Source organism: Nocardia sp. PLKS1-43 (assembly GCF_059510335.1).
The window spans coordinates 183,937-205,009 of record NZ_JCAJZQ010000015.1 but is presented as its reverse complement, the minus strand read 5'-3'; the positions used below and the strand labels follow the sequence as shown (position 1 = coordinate 205,009).

Sequence of the window (21,073 nt, the reverse complement as noted above, 5' to 3'; positions counted from 1 at the left end):
CTTCATTCAATCCGACCAAAAAGTATCTGGCAATTCGTCCGATCGGACAACGGAGAGTCGGTCCTTCCGGTGTTTATTTCCAGCTATGGACGCGATCACCACGGTCCCCGCACCGACCAACGAACCCGTGCACTCCTATGCGCCCGGCACCCCCGAGCGCACCCGTCTGCGCGCCGCCCTGAACGAGCTGGCCGCGAATCCCACCGAGATCTGCCACGTGATCGACGGCAGGCACCGCGCCGGTACCGGAGCCGCGGTGAATGTGGTTCAGCCGCACCGGCACGCGGCGGTGCTGGGCACACTGCACCTGGCCGAGGCGGCCGAGGCGCATGATGCGGTGGCCGCCGCGACCGATGCCGCATCCGATTGGCGCGCAATGCCTTTCGACGAACGCGCCGCGGTCTTCCTGCGCGCGGCCGACCTGCTCGCCGGTCCCTGGCGCGAACATATCGCGGCGGCGACGATGCTCGGTCAATCCAAGACCTGCTACCAGGCCGAGATCGACGCCCCGTGTGAGCTGGTCGACTTCTGGCGCTTCAACGTGCATTTCGCCCGGGAGATCCTGGCCGGTCAGCCGGCCTCCTCGCCCGGGGTGTGGAACCGTACCGACTACCGCCCGCTGGAGGGCTTCGTCTACGCGATCACCCCGTTCAACTTCAGCGCGATCGCGGGCAACCTGCCCACCGCCCCCGCGCTGATGGGTAATACCGTGATCTGGAAGCCCTCGCCGACCCAGGCCGTGGCGGCCTATCACACGATGCGGCTGCTCGAGGCGGCCGGACTGCCGCCCGGTGTGATCAACCTGGTGCACGGGTACGGGCCCGAGATATCCGATGTGCTGCTGGCCGACTCCCGCCTGGCGGGCATCCATTTCACCGGATCCACGCGTACCTTCCAGCATCTGTGGCGGGAGGTGGGCAGCCGGATCGATCGCTATCGCGGCTACCCGCGACTGGTCGGCGAGACCGGCGGCAAGGATTTCGTGCTCGCGCATTCCTCGGCCGATCCGGATGTGCTGACCACGGCGCTGATCCGCGGCGCGTTCGAGTACCAGGGGCAGAAGTGCTCGGCGGCCGCACGGGCATTCGTGCCCCGTTCGGTATGGGCGCGGATGGGGGCGGAGCTGATCGACAAGGTGAGCGCGCTGCGCTACGGCGACGTCACCGATTTCGCGAACTTCGGTGGCGCGGTGATCGATCGGCGGGCGTTCGACCGGCTCGCGGGCGTGCTGGATCGGGCGAAGTCGACCCCGAGCCTGACCGTCGCGGCGGGCGGTACCTGTGACGACAGCGTCGGCTACTTCGTCGCACCGACCCTGTTGCTCGGCGACGACCCGGCTGACGAGGCGTTCCGCACCGAGTATTTCGGCCCGATCCTGGCGGTGCACGTCTACGACGACACGCGTCCCGGCGCGTTCGAGGACGTACTGGATCTGGTCGATTCGGGTTCGCCGTACGCGCTGACCGGAGCGGTCATCGCCCAGGATCGGCGTGCGATCGAAAAGGCCGGTGCCGCATTGCGTTTCACGGCCGGGAACTTCTACGTCAACGACAAGCCGACCGGCGCCGTGGTCGGCCAGCAGCCGTTCGGCGGGGCGCGCGCCTCGGGAACGGACGACAAGGCCGGCTCCGCGCTCAACCTGTTGCGGTGGGCGTCGCCGCGCTCGCTGAAGGAGACCTTCGTTCCCGCCACGACACACGAATATCCGCACCAGGCCGCCGAATCCGAGGAATCGAGATGAATACCCTGTTCACCCGATCCGCCGACGCCGCGAGTCCCGGGGCGCAGCACACCTCGCTGGCGTTCGGCAATCCCCTGCGGCCCGTCCTGCTGGCCGCGGCCCGGTCGGCCCGCGCCGAGTGGGGGATCACCCGGATGCCGGTCACCAAGCGGATCGTGGACCGGTTCGTCGCGGGCGAGTCCCGGGATGCGGCGCTGGAGACGGTGCGAGAGCTGTTGCGGCAGAACCGCTTCGTCACGATCGACTATCTCGGCGAGGACACCGTCGATCCCGGACGGGCCGAGCAGGTCGTGCGGGAGTACGTGCTGCTGCTCGACGCGCTGGCGCAACTTCCGCGGGGCAGTGCGGATATGCCGAGGCCGCTGGAGATTTCGGTGAAACTGTCCGCACTGGGGCAGGCGCTCGGCGACGACGGCCACGCCGTGGCGCTGCGCAACGCCCGCACCATCGCCGAAGCCGCTGCGGCAGCGGGGATCTGGATGACGGTGGACGCCGAGGACCATGCCGCCACCGATTCCCGGCTCGCTATCGTGCGCGCGCTGCGGCACGAACATCCCGAGACGGTGGGCACCGTACTGCAGGCCTATCTGCGCCGGACCGAGGCCGACTGCGAGGCGTTCGCGCGCGAGGGCGCCCGGATCCGGCTCTGCAAAGGGGCTTACGACGAGCCCGGGCCGGTGGCCTTCCGGCGCAAGCGCGAGGTCGACGCGTCCTATCTGCGCTGTCTGCGTATCCTCATGCGGGGCAAGGGATATCCCATGGTCGCCACGCACGATCCGGCGCTGATCGAGGCCGCCGCGCTGCTGGCGACGGCCGCCTCGCGCGGGTGCGCGGACTTCGAGTTCCAGATGTTGTACGGAATCCGCCCCGCCGAACAGGAGCGGCTGACCGGGCTCGGACAGCATGTGCGGGTGTACGTCCCGTTCGGCGATCAGTGGTACGGGTACTTCGTCCGCAGGCTGGCCGAGCGGCCGGCGAATCTGCTGTTCTTCCTGCGTTCCGCCATGCCGGAGGCTCGCGGCAATATTACTGGACCGTTAAATGGTGGTATGTACCACTAAAAGATGGCATATGGTGATACAGTTCATGTCGAGGTAAGGAACGCTGGGTCGGCTCCCATGAGGGGGGAGCCGAACCGGCGGCCTCGAAGGTCTTCCCCGGTCCGATCGGCGGGGAAGTGTAATGCCGCTCGGCGGGTGTTTCCCCTAGTGACGCCAACTGGTCGCACCCCCGAGCGGCGCACCCAACCGCATTCCGGCTGCTCCGGGGCGTTCGCGTACCATGACGCGGTTCGACCGATGTGATGAGGGAAGACCGTGACCGATCCAGCGCCCGCCGCCTCGCGGCCGTCCGGCGAGAGCGCAGCTCCCGCTGTTCCATCCGCCGCGCCGCAGGCCGATTCTCCGGGAGCCGCTCCGGCGGGTTCGGGCCGGACCATCGCGATCGCCAGCTTCATCGGCACCGCGATCGAGTTCTACGACTACTACATCTACGGCACCGCCGCGGCGCTGGTGCTGAACAAGTTGTTCTTCCCCGCACTCTCACCGGTCGCGGGCACGCTGGCCTCGTTGGCCACCTTCGCCATCGGATTCATCGCCCGGCCGGTGGGTGCGATCGTGTTCGGGCACTTCGGGGATCGCATCGGCCGCAAGGCCACGCTGGTGGTCTCGCTCCTGCTGATGGGCCTGTCCACGGCCTGTGTCGGACTGCTGCCCGGATATTCCGGCATCGGCGTGGCGGCGCCGATCCTGCTGGTCGTGCTGCGGGTGCTGCAGGGAATCGGCCTCGGTGGCGAATGGGGCGGCGCCGCACTGCTTTCCACCGAGTACGCGCCGAAGGGACGGCGCGGGCTGTACGCCGCAGCTCCCCAGATGGGCTCACCCATCGGCTTCTTCGCCGCGACCTCGGTGTATTGGGCACTGTCGGAATGGCTTCCGAAGGGCGCGTTCGAATCCTGGGGCTGGCGGGTGCCGTTCCTGCTGTCCTTCGTGCTGGTGGCGGTCGGGCTGCGAATTCGATTGCGGGTGGCCGAGACTCCGGCGTTCGCCAAGTTCCTGGCGACCGAGCATGCGGTGCGGGTGCCGACGCTCGAGGTGATCCGGCGATATCCGAAACAGCTGCTGCTGGGCGCGGGCGCCATCGTGGTGGTGTACGTGATGTTCTATACCGCCTCCACCTACTGCCTTACCTACACCACGAAAACCCTTGGCATACCGCGCAATACGATGCTCGGCCTGACGTTGATCGCGGTCACGGCGCTCGGCGTGGCCACGTTCGCGGTGGCCCGGCAGTCCGATCTGCTCGGACGGCGCAGGTTGCTGCTGGGCGGTGCGGTCTTCAGCCTGGTGTGGAGTCTGGTGATGTTCCCGCTGCTGAACACGCGCAATCCCATCCTCATCGCGATCAGCCTGTCCGGTGCGCTGCTGTGCATGGGTATCGGGTGGGGACCGCTGGGCGCCTACCTGCCCGAACTGTTCGGCACCGATGTGCGGTATTCCGGTGCCGGGATCGCCTACAACCTCGGTGGGGTGCTGGGCGGTGGTGCGGCTCCGCTGATCGTCGCGCAGCTCGGCCAGACGCACGGCACTACCGCCGTCGGCTTCTTCATGGCCGCCATGGCGGTGATCTCGTTGCTGTCGTTGCTGGCATTGCCCGAGACGCGGCACCGGAACCTGAGCGAAGTGTAATCCCAGCGAACTTCCATTCGGACCTTCGTATGCGGACGAGTCGTTGGCTGGTACCCGCATTTCCGCAGCTGAAACCGTTTCGGATCGAAAACGCCGAAGGTCGTTACGAGGGAGACCTTGTGTGATGGATGGGACATACGGTACAACAGCTATGTCAGGGCAACCTTGATGCTCTAGTTGAGCTTCGTGTTCCACCCGATCTTCTCCTGTTCGACCCCCAGCTGAGAACCATGCACTGCCAGGCACGTGGTCCCGGCCGAGATGCCCGTGGGGAAGCGGTCATCCGACAGCTCTTCGTCTGTGCCGATCGGTCGCCGGGGCACTGGCCTCGGTGGTGTCTGCACACCGAAGGGCGAGACCATGACAAGTAAGGCAACGCGTGGCAGATTCAACCGCCTGCTGACCAGCGCATTGATGGGATTGCTGGTCGCGGGCGCGGTAACCGAGACCGTTCCGGCCGGGGTAGCCGGCGCGGATACGGGCATACCCATCGTCGCGAACAGCGGCAGCTCCGAAACCGGCAGCGCCTCGGACCCGGTCGCGGGCGGAACGGGCAGCGCCTCGTCCGGTTCCGGGACCGGCTCGGGCTCCGGCAGCGCCAGTGGTTCGGCGAATCTGCCGCTGGCCAGCCCGCGGGCGATGGCGGCGCTGGCATTCGCCAAGTCCCAGGCCGGTAAGCCGTACCAGTGGGGCGCGACCGGCCCGAACGCCTACGACTGCTCGGGCCTGGTGCAGTGGGCGTACCGCTGGGTCGGCATCTTCCTGCCCCGCACGACCTGGCAACAGGCGCGCGCGGGCAGCCCGGTGCCGCTCGCGGCGATTCAGCCGGGCGATGTCGTCGTGCTCAACGCCGACGGCTCTCACGAGGGCCTCTACGTCGGCAACGGCGCCGTGCTGAACGCCTACGACTACGGCGTCGGCGTGGTGTACTCGCCGTTGAGCCAGTTCAAGATCTACGCGATCCGGCGATTCTTCTGAGTCGGTGAGCGGCGGGTGGCCGGGCCCGCCGCCCTCACTCGGTGACGAGCTGACGCAGCAGCGGGCCGTACTGCGGGTGGTTCAGCGCGGTGGCGAACTGGGCGGTGAGGTAGTCCGCGGGATTGCCGGTGTCGTACCAGCGGCCGCGAATCACCTGGCCGTAGGCGGCATTCGCGCCGGCGAAGGCGTTGATCGCATCGGTGAGGTACACCTCGCCGGTGCGGTGCGTGTACCACTCCGCCACCTGCTTGTCGAGCTCCTCGATGATGCCCGGGGTGACCACGTACCCGCCGACGGCGGCGAACGCCGACGGCGCGTCCTCGGGTTTGGGCTTCTCCACCAGTCCGGTGATGCGCATCAGCCCGTTGTCGAAGGTCTCCTCGACCACCGGAACGCCGTAGCGGACCGAATCTCCCGCTTCCATCGGCATCAGCGCCAGGACCGGGGATTTGGTCTTGTTGTAGGCGTCGATCAACTGCTGAGCGCGGGGCACCTCGGCCACGAACACGTCGTCGGGCCACAGCACCAGCATCGGCTCCTCACCCAGATTGCGGGCGGCGTTCAGCACCGGGGTGCCGTTGCCGTAGGGCCCGTGCTGGTCCAGATAGGTGATGTGGCCGAGGCGGCCCAACTCGCCGACCTCCTCCACCGCGTCCGCGTAGGCGGACTTGCCGTCGGCGCGCAACTGGGCCACCAATGCCGCGTTGGGGCGAAAGTGGTCCTGTATCAACGACTTTCCGGCACTCACCACGATGGTGATATCGGTGATACCGGAAGCCACCAGCTCACGCACGGTGTGTTCGATCACCGGCTTGTCGCCGACCGGGAGCATCTCCTTGGGGATCGCCTTCGTCAGCGGCAACAGGCGCGAGCCGATGCCGGCGGCGGGGATCACGGCCTTGCGGATAGTCATTGTTCGATCATCACATACTCCGCACGCCCGAACATGTCGGTAGCCGCGCGTAGATTTCCGGGTATGACCCCCGACCCCGATCCGGCTATGGCACGGCTCTTGCCAGGTCAACCGGTATCTTCCGGGGTCGCCGGAATACCCGGCGGGCGGGGCGGCCCGGCAGCATCGTTGCAGGAATCGCCGAGCAATCTCGCGGGCACGCCGGATTCCGAGCCGGTCGCGCGGCGCTGGGTGCTGCACATCGATATGGATGCGTTCTTCGCCTCGGTCGAGCAGCTCACCCGGCCCACGCTGCGGGGGCGCCCGGTCCTGGTCGGCGGAACCGGTGCGCGCGGCGTGGTCGCCGGAGCCAGTTACGAGGCGCGGGTTTTCGGGGCGCGCTCGGCGATGCCGATGCATCAGGCGCGGCGGCTGGTCGGGGTGACCGCGGTGGTGGTGCCGCCGCGCGGGGTGGTGTACGGCGAGGTGAGCGGACAGGTCTTCGAGACGTTGCGTTCCCGTATCCCGGTGCTCGAGACGCTGTCCTTCGACGAGGCGTTCGGTGAGCCCGCCGAACTCGCCGGTACCGGCGCGGGGGCGGTACGGGAGTTCTGCGAGTCGCTGCGGGCCCTGGTCCGCGAGCGCACCGGACTCGTCGCCTCGGTCGGCGCGGGCACCGGTAAGCAGCTCGCCAAGATCGCCTCGGGTCTGGCCAAACCCGATGGCGTGCGGGTCATTTCGCCACGTGAGCAGGGGGAGCTGCTGGCCGCGCTGCCGGTGCGCAAGCTGTGGGGGGTGGGGCCGGTGGCGCAGAGCCGGTTGCGGTCGGTCGGTATCGAGACGGTCGGCGCCTTCGCGGCGCTGCCGGAGTCGGAGGCGGTCTCGCTGCTCGGCGGCAGTGTGGGCGCGGCGCTGCACCGGCTCGCGCGCGGCCTGGACGACCGCCCGGTCGCCGAGCGGGCCGAGGCCAAACAGATCAGCGCCGAGACCACCTACGAGAGCGATATCGCCACCCTCGGGCAGTTGCGTCCGGCGATCGAGGAGATGGCCGCGGCCGCACACCGACGCCTGATCCGCGACGGCCGGGCCGCGCGAACCGTGGTGCTCAAACTCAAGAAGGCCGATATGAGCATCGTGACGCGCTCGTTCACGCTGCCGTACGCGACCGAGGATCCGGCCACGCTCACCGCCGCCGCACTGCGTTCGGCGCTCGACCCGGCCCGGATCGGGCCGATCCGCCTGGTCGGCGTCGGTTTCGGCGGCCTGTCCGCGGTGCGGCAGGAGTCGCTTTTCCCGGAGTTGGATCAAGCGACCGAGCCGCGCGAGACCGCCGAACTGGACGAATTCGTCGCACCCGAGCCGACGGTCACCCTGGCCGCCGATGTTCCGGCCACCGCCGAAGCGCCGGTGCCGCCCGCGACTCGTTCGTACACCACCGAATATTTCTATCCCGGGCGCGATGTGACCCATCGCGCACACGGCCACGGCTGGGTGCAGGGCAGCGGGCACGGCCGGGTCACGGTGCGTTTCGAGACCCGCTCGACCGGGCCGGGTCCGGCGCGCACCTTCGCCGCCGACGATCCGGATCTCGGCCCGGCCGATCCGCTCCTTAGTCTTCTTTGAAAGTCTGCGGGTAGCGTGAGGCCACTCGTGCAACCACGCCGGTGTGGTGGTAGTTGTCACAGAGCACGCAAGAGACCAACTCGAAGGTAAAGGACGAGCATTGAAGCTTCAGAGGACTGGACGCGTCGCGGTTGCCGCACTGGCCGTGGTGGCCGCGCTCGGCATGTCGGCCTGCGGTAGCGGTGACAAGCACTCGAGCTCCAAGGCAAAGACGACGACCGCTGCGGCGGCGACCAGCAGCAACTATCCCCCGGTGCCCACGGTGGCGCAGCTGAACCAGGAGCTGTCCCAGACGCTGGACCCGAGCGTGCCCTCCGCGCAGAAGACGCAGTACCTGGAGGACGGCACGACGGCGCTGCAGAAGGACCCGGAGATGATCAACAAGCTCATCACGGCCTACAAGCAGAACAACGCCAAGATCGCCGTGACCTCGGTCAGCTATCTCGGCGGCCCCACCCTGACCGCGAACGCGAACTTCTCGGTCAACGGCGGTCAGAACAACGTGGCCACCGTGCCGTTCGTCGCGCAGGACGGCAAGTGGAAGCTGCAGAAGCAGTGGGCGTGCACCGGTCTGCAGAACCTGAACCAGACCTCGCCCGCCTGCAGCTGAGCGGAGGCGTCCGATTCGAGGCCGGTATCCGCACGGATGCCGGCCTCGGTCGTCGGTGGGCGCGGATTCTAAGCGCAGACTGAGAATCGTGAAGTGATTTCGTCGGTTACGAAGCGGTCACGCTAACATCTGCCTCCGTGACAGACACGATGGTGCGGGCGGATGAGGCGCCCGCGGCCCCCGAGCAACCCGGCAGCACCGCGAGATCCGGCAGGCAGTGGGCCAAGCCGGTGGCCTTCATCGCAGGTCTGCTCGGCGCGTTGTTCGCCATCGCCGTACCGCTGCTGCCGGTACGGGTGGATCACACCATTGTGTCTTGGCCACAACAGGATTCGCCGCGCGGTATCACCGCGCCGCTGGTCGGCTACGCGCCGCTGACGTTCGATGCGTCGATTCCCTGCGGCGCCACAAGGCAGTTGGCCGCCCACGGGGGCGTACTCAGCTCGACCCTCCCCGGCGGTGCGCCCGATCTGAATCGTTACGGCTTTGTCGCACGGGTGAATCCGGCCCACGCCGGGCAGCCCGCGCAGTTCGATGCGGTGCTGCGCGACCAATCGCTGCTGAGCGTTCCGCTGAACCGGCTGGGTGACTGCACCTTCACCGTGCACGCCGACATGTCTTCGGCCACAGCGGCTCTCGTCGGGTCGACGGTGAATCCCGTTACTCTGAGCGGTGATTGGCGCCCGCAGCTGGTCGGGATCTTCAGCGATCTGAAGACCACCGCGGGCGTGCGGGTCACCGCGCAGGTGGACAGCCGGTTCTCGGTCGAGCCGACCTTGCTCAAGCGGTCCGCGACGATCCTGGCGATCGTGTGCACGCTGGCCGCACTGGTGGCGCTCTACCGGCTCGACACGCTGGACGGACGCCGGATCCGCCGGGTGCTCGCCCAGCGGTGGCGCACGTTCGGCCTGGTGGACGGTGTCGTCTTCGCGACGTTGGGCATCTGGTACTTCATCGGGTCGACCACCTCCGATGACGGGTATCAGTTCGGAATGGCCCGGGTCTCGCTGGTGTCGGGCTATATGGCCAACTACTTCCGCTATTGGGGCGTGCCCGAAACGCCGGTCGGCACACCGTGGTTCGATCTGCTGGCGCGCATGTCCGAGCTGAGCACGGCGAGTCCGTGGATGCGGCTGCCGACGCTGCTGGCCGGAATCCTGTCCTGGTTGCTGATCAGCCGGGAGGTGATTCCGCGCTTCGGCGCGGCCGTGCGGCGCGATCGCGTGGTGCGCTGGACCGGTGCGCTGGGCTTCCTGGCGGTCTGGCTGCCGTTCAACAACGGCTTGCGTCCGGAACCCGTTGTGGCGGTGAGTGTTCTGCTCACCTGGTGTCTGGTGGAGCGGTCCATCGCCGTGCGGCGGTTGTTGCCCTACGCCCTGGCGATCATCGTCGCGTCGTTCGCGTGCACCGCGAACCCGTCGGGCCTGATCTGTTTCGCGCCGCTGCTGGCCGGGCTGCGGCCGGTGTGGCGTCTCGGGGTGGCGCGGGCTCGTGCACTGGCCGGCGCCCGCGACGGGGAAAAGGTCACGCCTTGGGCGTGGATCCGTGCCTACGGCGCGCTGCTGGCGCCGCTGGCCGGTGCCGGAACGCTGATCGTCGCGGTGGCCTTCTCGGTGCTGCCGCTGTCGGACATGTTCGAAACCAATCGGGTGCACCAGATCGCCGGGCCCGCCTCGCCCTGGTACGACGAATACCTGAGCTACCAGTGGCTGTTCATGCCCAATGCCGACGGGTCGATCGGGCGCCGCTTCGGCATCGTCGCGATGTGGCTGGGTCTGCTCGTGTGCGCATTCGTATTGTCGCGCAAGGGCGGACGGATTCCGTTCACCACCGCCGGTCCGACCAAGCGGCTGCTGGGCCTGACCTTCGGCGCGATGCTGCTGCTGGCCCTGTCGCCGACGAAGTTCACCCACCACGACGGCGTGTACGCCGGACTCGCCGGATCGGTCGCGGCGCTCACCGCTGTGGCGGTCGGCCCGCGGGTGCTGCGCTCGCCGCGGAATCGGGCGTTGTTCGCCGCGGTGGTGGCTTTGATCCTGGCGCAGGTTTTCACCAGCATCAATCAGTGGTGGTACGTCTCCAGTTTCGGAATTCCCTGGAACGACAAGTCGCCGTCGGTGCACGGCTTCCTGATCGAGAAGGTGTTCGTCGCGGTCGCGGCGGTGTGTCTGCTGCTCGCGGCGTGGTGGCATGTGCGGGCGCCGGAACCCGGTATCCCGCATCGGATTTCGCCACGGGCCTGGAAGTTGGCGAAGGTTCCCCCGCTGACCGTGGCGGCGGCGATCCTGGTGCTGTTCGAGGTGGCCTCCTTCGCCAAGGGCGCGGTGGCTCAGTACCCGGGTTTCTCCCTGGCCGCCTCGAATGCGAACGCGGTGCTGGGCAAGCCGTGCGGCCTGGCCGACCACGTGCTGGTCGAGCCGGATCCCAACGCCTCGCTGCTGAGCCCGATGTCGGGGAACCCGTTCCGCGCGTTCGCGAACGGCGCCACCGGATTCGTGCCGAACGGGATCGGCGACCTGAGTCCGGACGGCCGGGCCGCCGCGGCGAGCAGCATCGCCAGCACGAATACCTTCAACGCCAAGCCCGGTGGCGACATGGGCACTCAAACCGGCGGTGCGCCACTGCCTTTCGGGCTCGACTCGGCCACCACACCCGAGCTGGGCACCTCCGGGCAGACCGGGCCGTCGGACCTGACCACCGGCTGGTACCGCCTGCCCGCCGCGGGCGACCGCAGCGGCATCATCGCCATCGCCGCGGCCGGGCGGATCCGCTCGGTCGACAAGGACGGCGTGGTCACGCCAGGGGAACCGGTGGAGGTGGAATACGGTACGAGCGATTCGGCCACGAGCGCGCATCCGCTCGGGCGGCTGACACCGATCGATATCGGGCCCGCGCCGTCGTGGCGCAACCTGCGAGTGCCGATGGACCGGATTCCCGCACAGGCCGACGTGATTCGCGTGGTTGCGAGTGTGCACAGCCTCGATCCGAACCAGTGGATCGCGCTGACCCCGCCGCGGGCGCCGCGCACGACCACCCTGAACGATCTGATCGGGTCCTCGCAGCCGGTGCTGCTGGACTGGGCGGTGGGCCTGCAGTTCCCGTGCCAGCGTCCGTACGACCACAAGGACGGCATCGCCCAGGTCCCCGGCTGGCGCATCCTGCCCGATCGCGGCGGTGCGCACGATACCAACCTGTGGGAGAGCCACGATGGCGGCGGCCCGCTCGGCTGGAGCCAGCAGTTGCAACGCTCCAGCACCCTGGCCACCTATCTGAAGGACGGCTGGCGCGAGGATTGGGGCGAGTTGCAGCGGCTGACGCCGATCGACCCGTCCGCGGTCCCGGCCACGCCGACGGTCACCAAGGACACCCACACCGGCATGTGGACTCCCGGGCACATCAATACGGCCTGGTGAGGTCCGGTTCGATGCCGCACTCGCGCGGGCGGTCGCCGATGTGGCGAACCGGCCCGCGCGGGCGCGTCGCCGCGGCTCAGCCGCGGCGGTAGTTGTTGTGCTTGCGCGCGGGCGGGGTGTTCTGTGCCCCGCGAGCGGGGATCTTCTTTCCAGCGACCGGCTGTTGCCCGGCGCGCCCGCCGCGACGCTCGCGCCGCGACATCGGCACCGGGGTGGCCGGATCGGATTGGGGGACAGGGGATTGCGCGGGCATGGCGCCTCCTGGTGATTCGTGGCCGACTCATCGCACGACGGACCGCCGGCCGGAATGAATGCCGGACTGCGACAGAACTTGCGCCCGGGGCCGGAACGGCGCGGGCACGAGCGAGAACACGCTCAGGAGAACAGTGCGAACCACATGCCGACGACGGTAACAACCAACCGCCCCGGCGCGCATCCGATTTATCGCGCCGGTTCCTACCGGCCGGAAACGCCCTGCAGACGCCGGATCTGGGTGTCGGTGATCGAGCGCAGCGCCGCGGGGTCGACCGCCTTCTGACCGGCGCGTGCGATCTGGACGACCGTGCTGCCGACCACGGCGACCGTGGCCGCGGAGTACAGCGTGAGCCCCTGGCTGGTCGTGCGCACCTGAAAGGAGACCGAGGCGTCCCCGGCGCGGGGTTCGTCCAGGCCGCCGACCTGGTAGCCGACCGCGGTGCCGTCGGCGTCGGTACCCGAATAGGAACCGCACCGGCGCAGCAGATCCTGCACCGATGCGAACGCCTGCGCCGCGCCGTTGCCCGGATAACTGGCCGCATCGATATCGATGCTGTCGAAGTCGGCCGACGAATAGTGCACCGCCGCATGGGCACTCGCGCCGGGCACCTGATCGTTCACCGCGTCGAGCACCTTCGCGCAGGCGGCCGGATCGGTGTGCGATCGGTCCGGCGGGGTCGGGCCGTTGCCGCCCGAACTGTCGTCCAGCGCCTCGAATTCGGGCGGAATATCGGTCCCGGACAACAGTTCGGCCCGCAACGCCGCCGAATCGGTGAGCGGCGCCGCGGTCACCTTCGAGGGGGCGGGTGCCGGACTCACCGGCGGTAGTGAGGAGCCGCTGTGGTGTGAGCCGCATCCGGCGGCGAATACCGCCACGGCCGCGATCAGGGCGGGCACGGTCCATTTGCCTCGGACGTCGAGCATCGCGTCGATTCCGCTCACCGATCCCACTGCACCTGCGTGCTGATGTTCTGGTGCAGCAGGATCGCGCTGTGCGGGTCCCGGTAGGACTGCCGGCCCGCGACCGTGACCGAACCCGAAACCGGCAGTGGCAGACCGAGATCCACGGTGATGGTGCCGGCGCCGTGCATGGCGTAGTCGACGATGTCCAGACTGCCCGCATTACTCGGCAGCGACCACACCTTGGCCTTGGGCGTCTGGGTCACGTCCAGCTGGATGGTGAGCAGATCGCCCTCACGCTTGGTGAGAGTCGCGGTCGTCACCTGATCCAGGGGGACGCCGCTGGTCAGCTGCTGGTGCACGGTCCACACCGCGCCCACGCCGACCGGGTCGACAGGGAATGCGATCGACTGGTAGACGGCCTGATAGAAGGCCTGTTCCAGGGCGGCGCTGGCGGCATCGGGGGTATCGGGCTTGGGCACCATGCGCAGCGAGGTGATCGCGCCCACATCGCTCATCTCGAAACCGGCGTGCGACCCGTCCGCCGACTGCAGCTGTTCGGCCAGGCGCGGATCGGAGGAGGTGGCGTTGCCGAGGGTCAGGTCGACCCCGTCTCGTCCGGTCTGCGCCGTGAGCGGGATGGTGACTGTCGGCTGGGAGAAATCATGCGGGGCCTGGTCGTTCATCTGCTGTTCGATGTGGTGGACCGTGTGCAGGGTGACCTGCTGGGTGTTACCCACCGCGAACGAGCGCCGCAGCAGCGAGTGCGGTTGCTCACCCGGTTTGACCACCGTGGTCACCACCGCCGCGATCGGCATGGTGACCTCCTTGTCCATGGCGGGCGGCTCGATCTCGGCCTCGCTGCGGGTCTCGGTGACGTCGCTGCAACCGACGCCCATTGCCGACAGCGCGACCGCGAGCACCATGAACAACACACCCGGACGGGCGGACCGCACGGTCGTGCGAGAGTGAGAAGACAACACCGTCACGCCTGACAGGTTACGACCGGTACCTGAAAATCTGCTTTGACGCCGCCACGATCCGCGCTGCCCTGCCGAGCGAGAGGTCCGCGATCGCCATAGGGAATGATGGGTGGTGTGAGTATCGACCGGCCGCGCGAGCAGCACACCGACGAGCACGAGGAGCCACCCCGGGAGATCGCCGCCGAGGGCGGCACGCCGGTGACCGCGGGGGGTGCGGAGCCGACCCGTGCGACCGAGTCCGCGGCGGAGTCCGACTCCGCCGCGGCCGAGTCGCCCGAGGAGGACATCGCCGCGCTGCCGGGACGCACACTCCCGGTATTGCTGGCGATCGCGGCCGTTGCGCTGCTGCTGGACCTGGGGACCAAGGCGCTGGTCGTCGCGAAAATGAAGCCGGGCGAACCGATCTCGATAATCGGTGACATCGTGCGGCTGACCCTGGTGCGCAATCCCGGGGCCGCGTTCTCGATGGCCACCGGTATGACCTGGCTGCTGACGCTGATAGCCGCGGCCGTGGTGATCGGGGTGATCCGGATCGGCCGGTCGCTGCGGTCGGTGGGCTGGGCGATCGGGCTGGGCCTGGTCCTGGGCGGCGCGATCGGCAATCTGATCGATCGGCTGTTCCGCGCGCCCGGTCCGCTGCAGGGCCATGTGGTCGACTTCATCTCGGTCACCCGCTGGTGGCCGGTGTTCAACGTGGCCGACTCCTCGATCGTGTGCGGGGCGATTCTGCTGGTCGCGCTGACCGTGTTCGGATTCGAACCGGACGGCAGCCGATCGCACCGCGATCAGGACGGTGACCGCGCATGAGGGAGACGCGCGCGATGCCGGTGCCGGACGGCCTGGACGGCCTGCGGGTCGACGCCGGTCTGTCCCGGCTGCTGGGACTGTCCCGCACGGCCGTGGCCTCGCTCGCCGAGGAGGGCGCGGTGCAGATCGACGGCTCGCCCGCGGGTAAATCCGATCGGCTGGCCGGCGGCGCCTGGCTCGAGGTGGAGTTCCCCGAGCCCAAACGGGAGCTGACGGTGGAGGCGGCGCCGGTGGAGGGGATGAAGATCCTCTACGCCGACGACGACGTCGTCGCGGTCGACAAGCCGGTCGGGGTGGCCGCGCACACCGGGGTCGGCTGGTCCGGGCCGACGGTGGTCGGCGGGCTCGCCGCGATGGGTTACCGGATCTCCACCTCCGGCGCGCACGAGCGGCAGGGCATCGTGCACCGCCTGGACGTGGGCACGTCCGGGGTGATGGTGGTGGCCCAGTCCGAACACGCGTACACCGTGTTGAAGCGGGCGTTCAAACAGCGCACCGTCGACAAGCGCTATCACGCACTGGTACAGGGGCATCCGGATCCCTCCAGCGGGACCATCGATGCGCCGATCGGCCGGGCGCGCGGGAACGACTGGAAGTTCGCGGTCACCGCGGACGGGCGGCCGAGCGTCACGCACTACGACACCGTCGAGGCGTTCCAGGCGGCGAGCCTGCTCGACATCCACCTGGAAACCGGTCGTACACACCAGATCCGGGTGCACTTCTCGGCCATCCGGCATCCGTGCTGCGGTGATCTGACCTATGGCGCGGACCCGCGCCTGGCACAGCGGCTGGGGCTGGAACGTCAATGGCTGCACGCGCGTTCGCTCGGTTTCGCCCATCCCGCCGACGGCCGCTGGGTGGAGATCACCAGCGAGTATCCGGCCGATCTGGAGCATGCGCTGGACGTCCTGCGCCATGCGTGAGCGCCTGCGCGTCGCCGGATTCGGCGGTGCCGCAGCCGCTCTGGTTGTTCTCATCCTGGTACTGGGCTGGGCGAATCCACCTCGGGTCTCGGTCATCGGAACCGACCGTCTGGGGCCGGATTCGGGTGAGGCGGTCGCGGATTACCTTGCCGCAGCTCATGATTCACTGCGGGGCGACGACGTCGACGAGCACTGGGCCCTGGTGGCGTTGACCACCGGCATCGTTCCGGCCGATATTCCGGAAACGGCTGCGGGGCTGCGAGTTTCGCAGGTTATCTATCACGTCCCGATTGATCGTGTCTACACTCCGGCGATCACCGTGCCCACTCCGGCGAACGACGCGGCGGTCATCGATTCGGCCCGCGCCGCCGCAGGCGTCCTGGACAACTCGCGATCTTCCGACCCCCGCACCACCCGGATCATCACGGTCATGGCCGCTCGTCTGCACGCTCCCTGCCCCTGCGCGGTCAACCTGGTCGTCCGGGGGCACCTGGACCAACTGCGCAAACTCAGCGGCCGCCACGGTATCCGGACGGTTCAGGCCCTTCCCCCAGACGCCTCCGCCGGAGCTTTCGCGGTCATGCCCCTGCTCCCCGAACAAACCGACACCGCCGTCCCGGGCCCCGACGACGGCCCGATCCCGGTCAACTGACGGCCATCCCGTTCCCGATCGGCATGATGGCCCTCCCTCGCTCCGGATGTCTTCCGTATTCCGCCCTGTCCGCTGACCACGGCCCCGGCCCACCGGTAAACGGCTCCGTGCTCGGGACCAGCGCGATGACAGTTTCCTGGAGTTGCGCTGACCAACAGCCGACCAGGAGAAGCGCCATGCCGCACATGGCGTGATGCTCGGCGAACCAGGGTAATGCGGAGGTTGCCGGCCGGCGAACGAGACGACCGACCGCTATGTCCCGTCGGCAATGACCGCGGTCCGTCTGCCGGCACGGACGCAAGTGGTTGCTGGGATTGCCGGGCCGCGGGCGGCCTGGTTGGTTCCGGGCCCACGGCGAAGGTCGTCGCCCAGGGTGGTGAAAAATGTTGCAGCGCTATGTATTTCCGCGGCGTGCTGTGAGCGCATCGACATCGATGGTCAGCGGGAACGGGGTGTCCACCTTGACCGTGCCCGTGGCACGCGGGGTGATCCGGTAGTTGCCTTCGGTGTCCAGAGTGAAGATTGTCAGGCCCGGTGCGTCGGAATCGAGGATATCGATCACCCAGTAGTGTGCGATGCCGTTCGCGGCGTACTCGCCGGCCTTGATCGCATAATCGCGCACTGCGGACTCGCCCGACGTAGCGATCTCGATGGCGAGCGCGATCTGATCGCTCCGAATGCGAGCCTGTTCGTCGACCTCTACCGGAGCAATCACGACATCAGGCACTCGTCGCGGTGAGTGCCCGTCCAGTTCGGCTTCGAGTTCGGAGAACGGCTCCAATCCCTCGGGCACTTGGGCATCGAGTTGGAGCATCAAACGGAAGATCGCACGGCTGTGCGGCGGTGCTGGCCGCGCGTTCACGAGCAAGAATCCATTCTCGATTTCGTAACGATGGTCCGTGTCGACAGGCAGGGCGTCGAACTCTTCCACACTGATCGCACGCCCATACGGGGTCGGCGCCGTCTCGACCGTCATCGTCCGCCTCCGGTAGTTGTCGCAAGTATCGTGGCACATCGGTACGACATGTCATTGCGCCCGAGCGAGACCCATTATCGCAGCACAGTGCATCGCGCCGCACGGACGCGGTGCCCCGAGGGGCGGCATGCGCCCGGCTGACCCGCCCCGGCTGACTCGGCTGGTTGGTCGCCCGGAGCTTCGCGCAGCATCCGGCAACCTCACAGCTTCCGGAGCTGGGCCGGTCGGCGCTCTAGGCTGATGCGCATGGCGAGCACCGAGCGGGCGGTTCGTAACAGCGGGTTGAGCAGGGCTGAGGTCGAGCAGCGGGTTCGCGTGGGGCAGACGAACGATCTGCCGGACCGGACCGGGCGGTCTGTTGCCGACATTGTGCGGGCCAACGTCCTCACGCGGATCAACGCGATCCTGTGCGTGCTGTTCCTGCTGGTGCTGGCTACCGGCTCGCTCATCGACGGGATGTTCGGGCTGTTGATCGTGGCCAACAGTGTGGTGGGCATCGTGCAGGAACTGCGGGCCAAGCGGACGCTCGACAAGTTGGCGATCGTGGGGCAGGCCCAGCCGGTGGTGCGGCGAGACGGGGTGGCGCACACGGTCGCGCCGGGTGAGGTGGTCCTGGACGACCTGATCGAGCTCGGGCCGGGGGATCAGATCGTCGTGGACGGTGAGGTGCGGGAGTCCGAGCATCTGGAGATCGACGAGTCGCTGCTGACCGGTGAGGCGGACGCGATCGGCAAGCTCGTGGGTGATCGGGTGCTGTCGGGCAGTTTCGTGGCGTCCGGCTCGGGGGCGTACCGGGCGACCAAGGTCGGCCGCGACGCCTACGCCGCGCAGCTGGCGGCTGAGGCCAGCAAGTTCACGCTGGTGAACTCCGAACTGCGCAACGGGATCAACACCATTCTGAAAGTCATTACCTACCTGCTGATTCCGGCGGGCCTGGTGACGATCTACAACCAGCTGTTCGCCAGTCACGGCGAGTCCTGGCGCGCGGCGCTCAACGGCATGGTCGCCGCACTGGTGCCGATGGTGCCCGAGGGGCTGGTGCTGATGACATCGATCGCGTTCGCGGTCGGGGTGGTCCGGCTCGGGCAGCGCAACTGCCTGGTGCAGGAGTTGCCCGCGATCGAGGGACTGGCCCGGGTGGACGTGGTGTGCGCCGACAAGACCGGAACCCTCACCGAGAACGGTATGCGCCTGGCCGAGATCCGCGCGCTGGACGATGCGTCGCCCGAGCGCCTGCGCACGGCGCTCGCGGCGATGGCCGCCGATGATCCGAGGCCCAATGCCAGTGTGGCGGCCATCGCCGAGGGCTGCCCGGACGCGCCGGGCTGGCCGCAGAGCGCGGTCGCGCCGTTCTCCTCGGCCAAGAAGTGGAGCGGCAGTTCCTATGGCGAGCACGGCAATTGGCTGCTCGGCGCACCCGACGTCCTGCTGGTCGCCGACTCCGCGGCCGCGGCCACCGCGCAGGAGATCGGGTCGACGGGGCTGCGGGTACTGCTGCTGGCGCAGAGCGATCGCCCGGTGGACGCGCCCGACGCGCCGGGGACGGTCACTCCGCGAGCGCTGGTGATTCTCGAGCAGAAGGTGCGTCCCGATGCCCACGAGACGCTGGAATACTTTGCGAGTCAGGGTGTTTCGATCAAAGTGATCTCCGGTGACAACGCGGTGTCGGTGGGCGCGGTCGCCACCTCGCTGGGGCTGCCCGGCGGTGCGGATCCGGTCGATGCCCGCGAATTGCCCACGCGCCGCGACGATGTGGCAGACATCGTGGAACAGCGCACCACCTTCGGCCGGGTGCGGCCGGATCAGAAGCGGGCCATGGTCTCGGCCCTGCAGTCGCGCGGACATACCGTGGCGATGACCGGCGACGGCGTCAACGACGTGCTCGCGCTCAAGGACGCCGATATCGGCGTCGCGATGGGGGCGGGCAGCCCGGCCACCCGCGCGGTGGCACAGATCGTCTTGCTGGACAACAAGTTCTCCACGTTGCCGTATGTGGTGGCGGAGGGACGCCGGGTGATCGGCAACATCGAGCGGGTCTCGAATCTGTTCCTCACCAAGACGGTCTACTCGGTCCTGCTCGCCTTCCTGGTCGGCGTGGCCGGAATCGGCTCGCAGATATTCCATTACGACCCGCTGCCGTATCCGTTCCTGCCGCGGCACGTCACCATCGCGGCCTGGTTCACCATCGGAATTCCCGCCTTCATCCTGTCATTGGCTCCCAACAATGAAAGGGCGCGAACGGGTTTCGTGCCGCGGGTGCTGCGCCTGGCGGTGCCGTCCGGCTCGGTGATCGGCGTGATGACCTTCATCGCCTACCTGATCTCGTATCGGGGGGCGGGGCAGACCGAGACGCAGCAGGTGCACGCGAGCACCACCGCGTTGATCACCTTGCTGATCATCGCGGTGTGGGTGCTCGCGATCGTGGCCCGGCCGTGGGCGTGGTGGAAGGTCGTGTTGATCGCCGGATCCGTTGCGGGCTACCTGATTCTGTTCACGGTGCCGTTCACCCGGCACTTCTTCGAACTCGACCCGTCCGATTACGCGCTGACCGGCGCCGCGGTGGCGTGCGGTCTGGTCGGCATCGTGCTGGTCGAATTCGCCTGGTGGTTCGGCTCCGCGCCGACCGGGGTGGCCGGCCGGCTCCTTGCGCGCCGAGACGACCAGAAGGACTGAGCCGCAACGGCTTTCGCCTCCCGATCGGCGATCGATCCGGTGTGCGCCGAGCCCGGATCGGTTGCCCGCTCCGGCGCGTCGTGGATCGAATCGTGTCGCCCGGGGATTCGACGCGGGTACCTTCGGCTGTATGGAGGTGCTGCTGCATCAGATCGACGCGTTCGCCGACGCACCGTTCACGGGCAACCCCGCGGCGGTGATGCCGCTGCTCGACTGGTTGCCCGACGAGTTGCTGCAACAGCTCGCCGAGGAGAACAATCTCGCCGAAACCGCTTTCTACACTTCGGCTCTGCCGCCCGAGGCCGCCGAGCCGCCGGGTGCCGGACCCGCCTACCACCTGCGCTGGTTCACCCCCGGCACGGAGGTGGCCATGTGCGGTCACGCGACGCTGGCCACCGCGGCGCATCTGCTCGAGGACATCCACCCGGGTGCGGACCGGGTGCAGTTCTTCACCCGCAGCGGGTGGTTGGCGGTGGACCGCACCGACGACGACGAATTGGTGCTGGACCTGCCCGCGGTCGAATCCCTGGACGTGGTGCCGGATCCCGAACTCGTGACCGCGCTGGGCGTCCGCCCGGTGCGCGCGCTCAGCGGTCAGGACGAGGTGATCGTGGTGGCGACCGAACGCGAGGTGCGCGAGGCGCGGCCGAATTTCGGGGCGTTCCCGGAACTCGCACGCGCCGCGGTGCTCACCGCCCGTGGTGATTCGGCCGACTTCGTCTCGCGGGTGTTCGCCCCGGGCGTCGGCATCCCCGAGGATCCGGTCACCGGATCCGCGCACGCCCAGCTCACCCCGCTGTGGGCCGCCGAACTCGCGCGCACGACGTTGACCGCGCGGCAGCTTTCCCGCCGCGGCGGTGCGCTGCGCTGCCGGCTGGACGGCGATCGCGTCCAGCTCGCCGGGCGATGCCGCCGATATCTGGACGGCGTGGTGCGGCTGCCGGAGTGAGCTGTCGCGGC

The 21,073-nt window shown here is 68.4% G+C and carries 17 protein-coding genes; 12 read left to right on the top strand and 5 right to left on the bottom strand.

The window, feature by feature from the left end:
• The first annotated feature begins 85 nt into the window (after positions 1 to 85).
• The 4 genes from pruA to AC5WS7_RS35530 all read left to right on the top strand — a co-directional run bounded on the left by pruA (position 86) and on the right by AC5WS7_RS35530 (position 5,406).
• The gene (pruA, locus tag AC5WS7_RS35545) at positions 86 to 1,741 is read left to right on the top strand and encodes an L-glutamate gamma-semialdehyde dehydrogenase (protein WP_495959014.1); all 1,656 of its coding nucleotides are present in this window, start codon (positions 86 to 88) and stop codon (positions 1,739 to 1,741) included.
• On the top strand, positions 1,738 to 2,802 hold the full coding sequence (locus AC5WS7_RS35540; protein WP_495959013.1) for a proline dehydrogenase family protein: 1,065 nt from the start codon (positions 1,738 to 1,740) through the stop codon (positions 2,800 to 2,802). The genes pruA and AC5WS7_RS35540 overlap by 4 nt, the downstream gene beginning before the upstream one ends.
• Positions 2,803 to 3,057: 255 nt before the next feature.
• Positions 3,058 to 4,428, top strand: coding sequence for an MFS transporter (locus AC5WS7_RS35535; RefSeq protein ID WP_495959012.1), 1,371 nt, complete (start codon positions 3,058 to 3,060; stop codon positions 4,426 to 4,428).
• Between the two features lie 360 nt (positions 4,429 to 4,788).
• On the top strand, positions 4,789 to 5,406 hold the full coding sequence (locus AC5WS7_RS35530; protein WP_495959011.1) for a C40 family peptidase: 618 nt from the start codon (positions 4,789 to 4,791) through the stop codon (positions 5,404 to 5,406).
• Positions 5,407 to 5,440: 34 nt separating this feature from the next.
• Here the strand turns inward: AC5WS7_RS35530 and AC5WS7_RS35525 are convergent, their stop codons facing one another.
• The gene (locus AC5WS7_RS35525) at positions 5,441 to 6,319 is read right to left on the bottom strand and encodes a UTP--glucose-1-phosphate uridylyltransferase (protein ID WP_495959010.1); all 879 of its coding nucleotides are present in this window, start codon (positions 6,317 to 6,319) and stop codon (positions 5,441 to 5,443) included.
• A 246-nt stretch (positions 6,320 to 6,565) separates the two neighbouring features.
• On the opposite strand from AC5WS7_RS35525, the gene AC5WS7_RS35520 reads away from it, so the two are divergent.
• The 3 genes from AC5WS7_RS35520 to AC5WS7_RS35510 all read left to right on the top strand — a co-directional run bounded on the left by AC5WS7_RS35520 (position 6,566) and on the right by AC5WS7_RS35510 (position 11,944).
• Positions 6,566 to 7,921: a DNA polymerase IV gene (locus tag AC5WS7_RS35520; RefSeq protein WP_495959035.1), complete on the top strand. Its 1,356-nt coding sequence runs from the start codon at positions 6,566 to 6,568 to the stop codon at positions 7,919 to 7,921.
• 100 nt (positions 7,922 to 8,021) lie between these two features.
• Complete coding sequence (locus AC5WS7_RS35515) at positions 8,022 to 8,531, top strand: WKL family lipoprotein (protein ID WP_495959009.1); 510 nt, start codon at positions 8,022 to 8,024, stop codon at positions 8,529 to 8,531.
• 149 nt (positions 8,532 to 8,680) lie between these two features.
• Positions 8,681 to 11,944, top strand: coding sequence for an arabinosyltransferase domain-containing protein (locus tag AC5WS7_RS35510; protein WP_495959034.1), 3,264 nt, complete (start codon positions 8,681 to 8,683; stop codon positions 11,942 to 11,944).
• 76 nt (positions 11,945 to 12,020) lie between these two features.
• On the opposite strand, the gene AC5WS7_RS35505 is transcribed toward AC5WS7_RS35510, so the two are convergent.
• The 3 genes from AC5WS7_RS35505 to AC5WS7_RS35495 form a co-directional block, all read right to left on the bottom strand.
• Positions 12,021 to 12,197 (bottom strand): hypothetical protein, encoded by a 177-nt coding sequence (locus tag AC5WS7_RS35505; protein ID WP_495959008.1) that lies wholly within the window; start codon positions 12,195 to 12,197, stop codon positions 12,021 to 12,023.
• A 203-nt stretch (positions 12,198 to 12,400) separates the two neighbouring features.
• Complete coding sequence (locus tag AC5WS7_RS35500) at positions 12,401 to 13,141, bottom strand: sensor domain-containing protein (RefSeq protein WP_495959007.1); 741 nt, start codon at positions 13,139 to 13,141, stop codon at positions 12,401 to 12,403.
• Positions 13,138 to 14,088 carry a hypothetical protein gene (locus AC5WS7_RS35495; protein WP_495959006.1) on the bottom strand — a complete coding sequence of 317 codons (951 nt, stop codon included), beginning with the start codon at positions 14,086 to 14,088 and terminating at the stop codon, positions 13,138 to 13,140. The genes AC5WS7_RS35500 and AC5WS7_RS35495 overlap by 4 nt, the downstream gene beginning before the upstream one ends.
• A gap of 99 nt (positions 14,089 to 14,187) precedes the next feature.
• Here AC5WS7_RS35495 and lspA point away from each other — a divergent pair, with 99 nt between their 5' ends.
• The 3 genes from lspA to AC5WS7_RS35480 are packed head-to-tail and all read left to right on the top strand — an operon-like array spanning position 14,188 to position 16,464.
• Positions 14,188 to 14,889: a signal peptidase II gene (gene lspA, locus AC5WS7_RS35490; protein ID WP_495959005.1), complete on the top strand. Its 702-nt coding sequence runs from the start codon at positions 14,188 to 14,190 to the stop codon at positions 14,887 to 14,889.
• Complete coding sequence (locus tag AC5WS7_RS35485) at positions 14,886 to 15,812, top strand: RluA family pseudouridine synthase (protein ID WP_495959004.1); 927 nt, start codon at positions 14,886 to 14,888, stop codon at positions 15,810 to 15,812. Before lspA ends, AC5WS7_RS35485 begins: the two co-directional genes overlap by 4 nt.
• Positions 15,784 to 16,464, top strand: coding sequence for a hypothetical protein (locus AC5WS7_RS35480; RefSeq protein WP_495959003.1), 681 nt, complete (start codon positions 15,784 to 15,786; stop codon positions 16,462 to 16,464). The genes AC5WS7_RS35485 and AC5WS7_RS35480 overlap by 29 nt, the downstream gene beginning before the upstream one ends.
• Positions 16,465 to 16,858: 394 nt before the next feature.
• Here AC5WS7_RS35480 and AC5WS7_RS35475 read toward each other — a convergent pair whose 3' ends face one another.
• Positions 16,859 to 17,440, bottom strand: coding sequence for a Uma2 family endonuclease (locus AC5WS7_RS35475; protein ID WP_495959002.1), 582 nt, complete (start codon positions 17,438 to 17,440; stop codon positions 16,859 to 16,861).
• A 246-nt stretch (positions 17,441 to 17,686) separates the two neighbouring features.
• On the opposite strand from AC5WS7_RS35475, the gene AC5WS7_RS35470 reads away from it, so the two are divergent.
• Positions 17,687 to 20,113, top strand: coding sequence for an HAD-IC family P-type ATPase (locus AC5WS7_RS35470; protein ID WP_495959001.1), 2,427 nt, complete (start codon positions 17,687 to 17,689; stop codon positions 20,111 to 20,113).
• Between the two features lie 130 nt (positions 20,114 to 20,243).
• Positions 20,244 to 21,062 (top strand): PhzF family phenazine biosynthesis protein, encoded by an 819-nt coding sequence (locus AC5WS7_RS35465; protein ID WP_495959000.1) that lies wholly within the window; start codon positions 20,244 to 20,246, stop codon positions 21,060 to 21,062.
• Positions 21,063 to 21,073: the final 11 nt, after the last annotated feature.

Excerpts from the sequence above, each read along its gene's own strand:
- AC5WS7_RS35525 (WP_495959010.1), bottom strand. The coding sequence starts at position 6,319 with ATGACTATCCGCAAGGCCGTGATCCCCGCCGCCGGCATCGGCTCGCGC.
- AC5WS7_RS35480 (WP_495959003.1), top strand. The coding sequence starts at position 15,784 with ATGCGCTGGACGTCCTGCGCCATGCGTGAGCGCCTGCGCGTCGCCGGA.
- pruA (WP_495959014.1), top strand. The coding sequence starts at position 86 with ATGGACGCGATCACCACGGTCCCCGCACCGACCAACGAACCCGTGCAC.
- AC5WS7_RS35540 (WP_495959013.1), top strand. The coding sequence starts at position 1,738 with ATGAATACCCTGTTCACCCGATCCGCCGACGCCGCGAGTCCCGGGGCG.
- AC5WS7_RS35485 (WP_495959004.1), top strand. The coding sequence starts at position 14,886 with ATGAGGGAGACGCGCGCGATGCCGGTGCCGGACGGCCTGGACGGCCTG.
- AC5WS7_RS35505 (WP_495959008.1), bottom strand. The coding sequence starts at position 12,197 with ATGCCCGCGCAATCCCCTGTCCCCCAATCCGATCCGGCCACCCCGGTG.
- AC5WS7_RS35520 (WP_495959035.1), top strand. The coding sequence starts at position 6,566 with ATGGATGCGTTCTTCGCCTCGGTCGAGCAGCTCACCCGGCCCACGCTG.
- lspA (WP_495959005.1), top strand. The coding sequence starts at position 14,188 with ATGGGTGGTGTGAGTATCGACCGGCCGCGCGAGCAGCACACCGACGAG.
- AC5WS7_RS35475 (WP_495959002.1), bottom strand. The coding sequence starts at position 17,440 with ATGACGGTCGAGACGGCGCCGACCCCGTATGGGCGTGCGATCAGTGTG.
- AC5WS7_RS35530 (WP_495959011.1), top strand. The coding sequence starts at position 4,789 with ATGACAAGTAAGGCAACGCGTGGCAGATTCAACCGCCTGCTGACCAGC.
- AC5WS7_RS35510 (WP_495959034.1), top strand. The coding sequence starts at position 8,681 with ATGGTGCGGGCGGATGAGGCGCCCGCGGCCCCCGAGCAACCCGGCAGC.
- AC5WS7_RS35470 (WP_495959001.1), top strand. The coding sequence starts at position 17,687 with ATGGCGAGCACCGAGCGGGCGGTTCGTAACAGCGGGTTGAGCAGGGCT.
- AC5WS7_RS35465 (WP_495959000.1), top strand. The coding sequence starts at position 20,244 with ATGGAGGTGCTGCTGCATCAGATCGACGCGTTCGCCGACGCACCGTTC.